This window comes from Selenomonadales bacterium, from assembly GCA_018335585.1.
Lineage (GTDB): Bacteria > Bacillota > UBA994 > UBA994 > UBA994 > UBA994.
This window is the reverse complement of sequence record JAGXRZ010000025.1, coordinates 1-5939: the sequence shown is the minus strand read 5'-3', so window position 1 is coordinate 5939 and position 5939 is coordinate 1. Positions and strand designations below refer to the sequence as shown.

Genomic DNA, 5939 nt, shown 5'->3' with positions numbered 1-5939 from the left:
GGTCTCCCGAGTTCCCGCACTACAACAATGTCTAGCATGCCAAGGCCTTAGACCCCGGGGAGTTTGCACCTAACTCGCTATCACGCTAAGTGCAATCTTGCCTTCTGCTGGACGGACAGCATCGGCACTCCCGTCAATGCATATTTCGGGGCTCAATACCTTCACCTTGCGATTTCGGCCTGCTAGCTTGCTTGCCTACGCTTAAACGCAGCGGTTGCCCCCTGCGCTCCAAGGCTAGCTATGGGTGGTTAGCTATTCCTTTCCCAGCGGGATTCGCACCCGCTATGTAGTGCGACCTTGCTCGGTCGCTCCCGTCCCTTTTGCTTCACCTTTTGCTTCAGTTCGTGCCCTCTTTGTGTTCTCGATGCCTCTGTGGTGAACCGCTCCCGCCCCGTCCTCCACGCAGTGCTAAGTGCTAAGTGCTAAGTGCGAAAGTTGAAGCAAAAAGCCCCGTCCCTTTTGCTTCAGTTCGTGCCCTCTCTGTGTTCTCTGTGCCTCTGTGGTGAACGGCTCCCCGTCCCGTCCTCCACGCAGTGCTAAGTGCTAAGTGCTAAGTGCGAAAGTTGAAGCAAAAAGCTCCGTCCCTTTTCCTTCACTCTCACCTCTCATTTCTTGTCTCTTGTTTCTTGCCTCTTGCATCTTGCACGAAAGGAGTTGTCCCATGAAGTTAAATCTCGACCAGACTAAAGTCGCTCGTGCCCGCGCGGCGGCGGCGCGCATTAGCGCCGACATCCACAAGTTTATCGCCGCGCACACCACCACCGCCGTAGAGCGCACCGTCGCCCGCCTGTTTGGCATCGACGGCGTAGACAGCGACGGCGTGCCGCTTGCTAACCTCGTGGTAGAAGACATTGCGCGCGGAGGCGCACTTTCGCGCGGCGCGGCCCTAGCGCTTGGCAACGCCTCCGCCTCGCTAGACCTTACGCCGCGCCAGGTCGCCGAGCAGGTAGCGGCAGGGCGCATTTCGCTCGCCAAACTTCCCTTTAGGCCCGACGCCGCACGCGCCGTAGCCGACACTTACGCCCACGACGCCCTCCGCCGCATCGCCGCGCGGCGCCGGGAGCGCGAAGAGCTCCTCGCTGAGCTCGGCGAAGGAGACCGCCCTTATCTGTATGTAATCGTCGCAACCGGCAACATCTACGAAGACGTCACCCAGGCCCGCGCCGCCGCCCGCGCAGGCGCCGACATTATCGCCGTCATCCGCACCACCGGGCAGAGCCTGCTCGACTACGTGCCCTACGGTGCCACCACCGAAGGCTTTGGCGGCACGTACGCCACGCAGGAAAACTTTCGCATTATGCGCCGCGCGCTCGACGAAATCGGGCAGGAGCTTAAGCGCTATATTCGCCTCGTAAACTACGCCTCCGGCCTCTGTATGCCCGAAATTGCGGCTCTCGGTGCCATGGAGCGCTTAGACATGATGCTTAACGACGCTCTCTACGGCATCCTCTTCCGCGACATTAACATGCAGCGCACGCTCGTCGACCAGTATTTTTCGCGCATTATTAACGGCTATGCCGGAATAATAATCAACACCGGCGAGGACAATTACCTAACGACCGCCGACGCGGTCGAAGCCGCGCATACCGTATTGGCCTCGCAGTTTATTAACGAGCAGCTAGCCCACCTCTCTGGCCTCCCCGACGAGCAAATCGGGCTCGGTCACGCCTATGAGATTGACCCAGACAAGGCCGATTCCATGCTACTTGAACTGGCGCAAGCGCAGATGGCGCGCCAAATTTTCCCGCGCGCGCCGCTTAAGTACATGCCGCCAACTAAGCACATGACCGGAAACATCTTTAAGGGTCACAGCATGAACTCCATGTTTAACCTCACTTCGGTCCTTACCAGGCAGGGAATTCATTTGCTGGGCATGCTAACCGAAGCTATCCATACGCCCTTCCTGCAGGATCGCTACTTAGCTTTAGAAAACGCCAAGTACGTGATGCGCGCCGCCCGCTCCCTCGCCGACGAAGTGACCTTTGTCCCGGGCGGCAAGGCCGAAGCGCGCGCCGACGAAGTGCTAGGCAAAGCACTAGATCTGCTGGCACGCGTCGAACAAATCGGACTCATGGAAGCTATCGAGCAGGGCATCTTTGCCGATGTAAAACGGAGCAGGTTCGGAGGCAAGGGCCTTGACGGCGTAGCCAAGCAAGCGCCGGATTACTACAACCCCTTCGTAGCGCCAATGTTAGCGAAGCAGTATCTAAGCGGAGGTGAGCAGTAATGGAGATTCGCCCTTACGGCGATACACTTAACGACGGCGCAATGCAGCTTTCGTTTACCTTGCCTGTCCCGCCCGGTCCCGAAGCCAAAGAGGCCGCCAAGCAGCTAGTTCACCGCATGGGCTTCGAGGCTGTAAGCGTCGTGCATATGGGGGACTTAGGCGAGGGCTTCAGCTTCTTCGTGGTCTACGCCAAAACGCCGACATCCATAGACTTTTCCGCTATTTCCGTACCTAAGGTTGACGCCAAACAGATGGGCTTTTATGCTATTAACGAGTTTATCCGCACCGAGATTGGCCGGAAAGTCGTGGTTATTGGCGCGTGCACCGGCACCGACGCCCACACCGTCGGGCTTGACGCCATCATGAACATGAAAGGTTACGCCGGCGAGTACGGTTTAGAGCGCTATCCCGAGATGGTGGCCGTCAACCTCGGTAGCCAGGTGCCTAACGAAACGCTTATTGCCCGGGCAATAGAGCTAAAGGCCGACTGCCTGCTCGTCTCGCAAGTCGTCACGCAAAAAGACGTGCACATCCCAAACCTTACACAGCTCGTAGAGCTCTTAGAAGCCGAGGGCCTGCGCGACCGTTTGGTGCTTATCTGCGGCGGCCCGCGCATTTCCCACGAGCTAGCCATCGAGCTCGGCTACGACGCCGGCTTTGGCCCAGGCACCCTGCCTCCCCACGTCGCCTCCTTCATCGTGCAGGAGATGGTGCGCCGGGGAATGTCTCCGAGGGACGGCAGACTGTGCGAAAACACAGCTGCCTCTTGCTGGTAGAAAGCAGGCGGCGACAGAAACCTTGTAGGGACGTGCGTTCCGCACGTCCGCGGACGTGCCACAGGCACGTCCCTACACCCGAGGAAGGCTTTTCGCACAGTCTGACGGAGGAGCGCGACACTGACGCAAAAGGGAGGTGCCCAGTGCTCCTGGCTCAAACTCACGGCCCACCGCTGGCGGCTGGCGGCCGGCGGCCCTCCCCAAGCGACAAGCGACAAGCCACAAGCGACAATCTTCAAGCCACATCACACCCCCTTGGCATCCCGCCGCCAAATGCATATAATACTCAGGACGACCACAGCGAGGAGGCTGCCTCTTTGAACCAACAAGTGCGCAAGTCAAGAGAATCTTTTCCGGATATCGCCCTCCGCCTATTGCGTGAGCGCCGGCAAGCTACCCATTACAAAGACTTAGTTCAGGCCGTGTTAGCCGAGCGTGGTGATGTGCCCGCATCTCCCGAGCAAATGGCCCACGTCCTCACCCAAATCAACCTAGACGCCCGCTTTGTCCATATGGGCCGGGGCATCTGGGGCCTGCGCGATTGGGCACCCGCTAACCATAAGTTCGCCCCCGTCGTTATCCCCGGAGACTATCTGCCCAAAGCCGGCGATTACATTTTTGACGAAGAGCAAGAGGACGACCTCGACGATGAGAGCGAGCTAATCGTCCCCCTAGACCCCGAGGAAGACGAAGCTTTTGGCACAGAAGAAGCGGCGGTGCCGTTAGAGGGAACCTCCGACGAAGATGAGGACGAGTTAGACGAATAAATGTTTTGCAGCAAGGAGTGTCGTATGGCAAAATTTGTGTTTGTCACCGGAGGCGTAGTATCTGGCTTGGGCAAAGGAATCACTGCCGCATCGTTAGGGCGGCTGCTTAAGGCCCGCGGCATCAGCGTTAACGTCCTAAAGTTCGACCCCTACATTAATGTCGACCCCGGCACCATGAGCCCGTACCAGCACGGCGAGGTTTTTGTCACCGACGACGGAGCCGAGACCGACCTAGACATCGGGCATTACGAGCGCTTTATGGACATTAACCTCTCTAGCCTCAATAATGTCACCGCCGGCCGCATCTACAAGACCGTTATCGACAAAGAGCGCAGAGGCGATTACCTCGGCGGCACGGTGCAAGTTATTCCCCACATCACCAACGAGATTAAAGAACGCATGTATCGCCTCGCGCGCGAAAGCCGAGCCGACGTAGTCATCGTCGAAATCGGCGGCACAGTCGGAGACATTGAGTCGCTGCCTTTCCTTGATGCCATCCGCCAGATGCGCATTGAAGTCGGCCGCGAGAACGTGCTCTACATGCATGTCACCCTCGTGCCGCAGCTTAGCATCGGCGGCGAGCCAAAGACTAAGCCCACGCAGCACAGCGTAAAGGAATTGCGCAGCCTAGGCATACGGGCCGACGTTTTGGTCTGCCGCACCAGCGTCCCACTCACCGTTGAGCTCAAAGCCAAAATCGCGCTGCTCTGCGATATCGACCCAGCCGCCATCATGGAAAACATGGATGTGCCCTCAATTTACGAAGTGCCACTGCGTCTAGCCGAACAGCGCTTAGACGATTTAGTCATCGAGCGGCTGCAGCTTCCGCCCGGCACGCCCGACCTCGCCGAATGGAGACAGCTCGTCGCGGGAATAAACAGCTTACGCCGGCGGCTGCGCATAGCTGTCGTCGGTAAATACGTGGCGTTGCACGACGCCTACTTAAGCGTCGCAGAAGCGCTGCATCATGCTGGCTTTGCCCATTCCGCCAAGATTGACCTCGCATGGGTCAACTCCGAAGACATCGAGGCGGGCGGCGCAGCTTTGCACCTCGCTGGCGCGGACGCGGTTGTCGTCCCCGGCGGCTTCGGCGGGCGGGGCATATTGGGCAAAATTATGGCCATAAACTACGCGCGCACCAACCGCATCCCGTTTCTCGGGCTTTGCCTTGGCATGCAGACAATGGTAATCGAATACTCACGCCACGTGTGCGGTTGGGCCGACGCCGACAGCGCCGAGTTTAGAGATTGCCACCATCCCGTAATAGATTTGCTTCCCGAACAGAAAAACATAGAAGATTTAGGCGGCACCATGCGCCTAGGAGCCTACCCTTGCAAACTGCAGAAGGGTACAAAAGCCTACGCCGCGTACGGCCAAGAGCTTATCGACGAGCGGCACCGCCACCGCTACGAGTTTAACAACATCTACCGCGAGCAGCTAACTGCCGCTGGACTGGTCATCTCGGGTACTTCGCCCGACGGTCGCTTAGTCGAGATTGTCGAAGATTCAAGCCACCCCTTCTTTGTCGGCGTGCAGTTTCACCCCGAGTTCCGTTCGCGCCCCAACCGCCCACACCCCCTCTTCCGCGACCTTATCGCCGCAGCCCTAACGACGCAGAACCATTCCGTCGGATAGGCAAGATACCAAGCAGATAGTCAGGATGAGGAAGGGGTAGAGTCATATGCGCCCTCTCTCTGTCAACTATAAGCACTCTTCGCTGGTTTCAAAGTGCACTCTGCCCTTGGACCAGGTTTTCTAGAGAAAGTCTACGAAAACGCTCTGATGATCGAGTTGCACAAGCAGGGACTTAAAGCACAGCAGCAGCGCAAAGTCAACGTCAAATATGATGGAAGCGTTTTGCGTTGCTAGCTTTTTTCTCAACCAACCGCTGTGTTCAACAAAGGGAACAGGGGCAACGCCGTGGTTTTTCGGGCATGCTAGCCACTAGACATCCATAATATGACATCTGGGCCTGTATAAGGGCGTAGTCATCCCTTGGCGCTGATGCTAGGTTTTTGATTCGATTAGACCAGCAACTCTACGCTGCCTTCACTAGGCTCCGCATTTTATCGTGCTGATTTGCTCTTATTCGTCCTACGGCCATTGCCAGCATTACGGCCAGCGCTAGCGTGCACCGCATTGTCATTTTTCGCAACCCACGGATAAAGT

5 protein-coding genes are annotated in these 5939 nt (G+C 57.7%); all 5 read left to right on the top strand.

The genetic code is table 11. The features are described 5' to 3' along the window. Positions 1-661: 661 nt before the first annotated feature. The 5 genes from KGZ66_05165 to KGZ66_05145 all read left to right on the top strand — a co-directional run bounded on the left by KGZ66_05165 (position 662) and on the right by KGZ66_05145 (position 5639). Positions 662-2227, top strand: coding sequence for a lysine 5,6-aminomutase subunit alpha (locus KGZ66_05165; protein ID MBS3984974.1), 1566 nt, complete (start codon positions 662-664; stop codon positions 2225-2227). Next, entirely contained in the window at positions 2227-3003 is a 777-nt protein-coding gene (locus KGZ66_05160) for a cobalamin-dependent protein (GenBank protein MBS3984973.1), read from the top strand. The genes KGZ66_05165 and KGZ66_05160 overlap by 1 nt, the downstream gene beginning before the upstream one ends. Before the next feature lie 317 nt (positions 3004-3320). Further along, positions 3321-3770 (top strand): DNA-directed RNA polymerase subunit delta, encoded by a 450-nt coding sequence (gene rpoE, locus KGZ66_05155; GenBank protein ID MBS3984972.1) that lies wholly within the window; start codon positions 3321-3323, stop codon positions 3768-3770. Positions 3771-3794: 24 nt separating this feature from the next. Further along, entirely contained in the window at positions 3795-5405 is a 1611-nt protein-coding gene (locus KGZ66_05150) for a CTP synthase (GenBank protein ID MBS3984971.1), read from the top strand. Positions 5406-5498: 93 nt separating this feature from the next. After that, the gene (locus tag KGZ66_05145; GenBank protein MBS3984970.1) at positions 5499-5639 is read left to right on the top strand and encodes a GxxExxY protein; all 141 of its coding nucleotides are present in this window, start codon (positions 5499-5501) and stop codon (positions 5637-5639) included. The last annotated feature ends 300 nt before the right edge of the window (positions 5640-5939 follow it).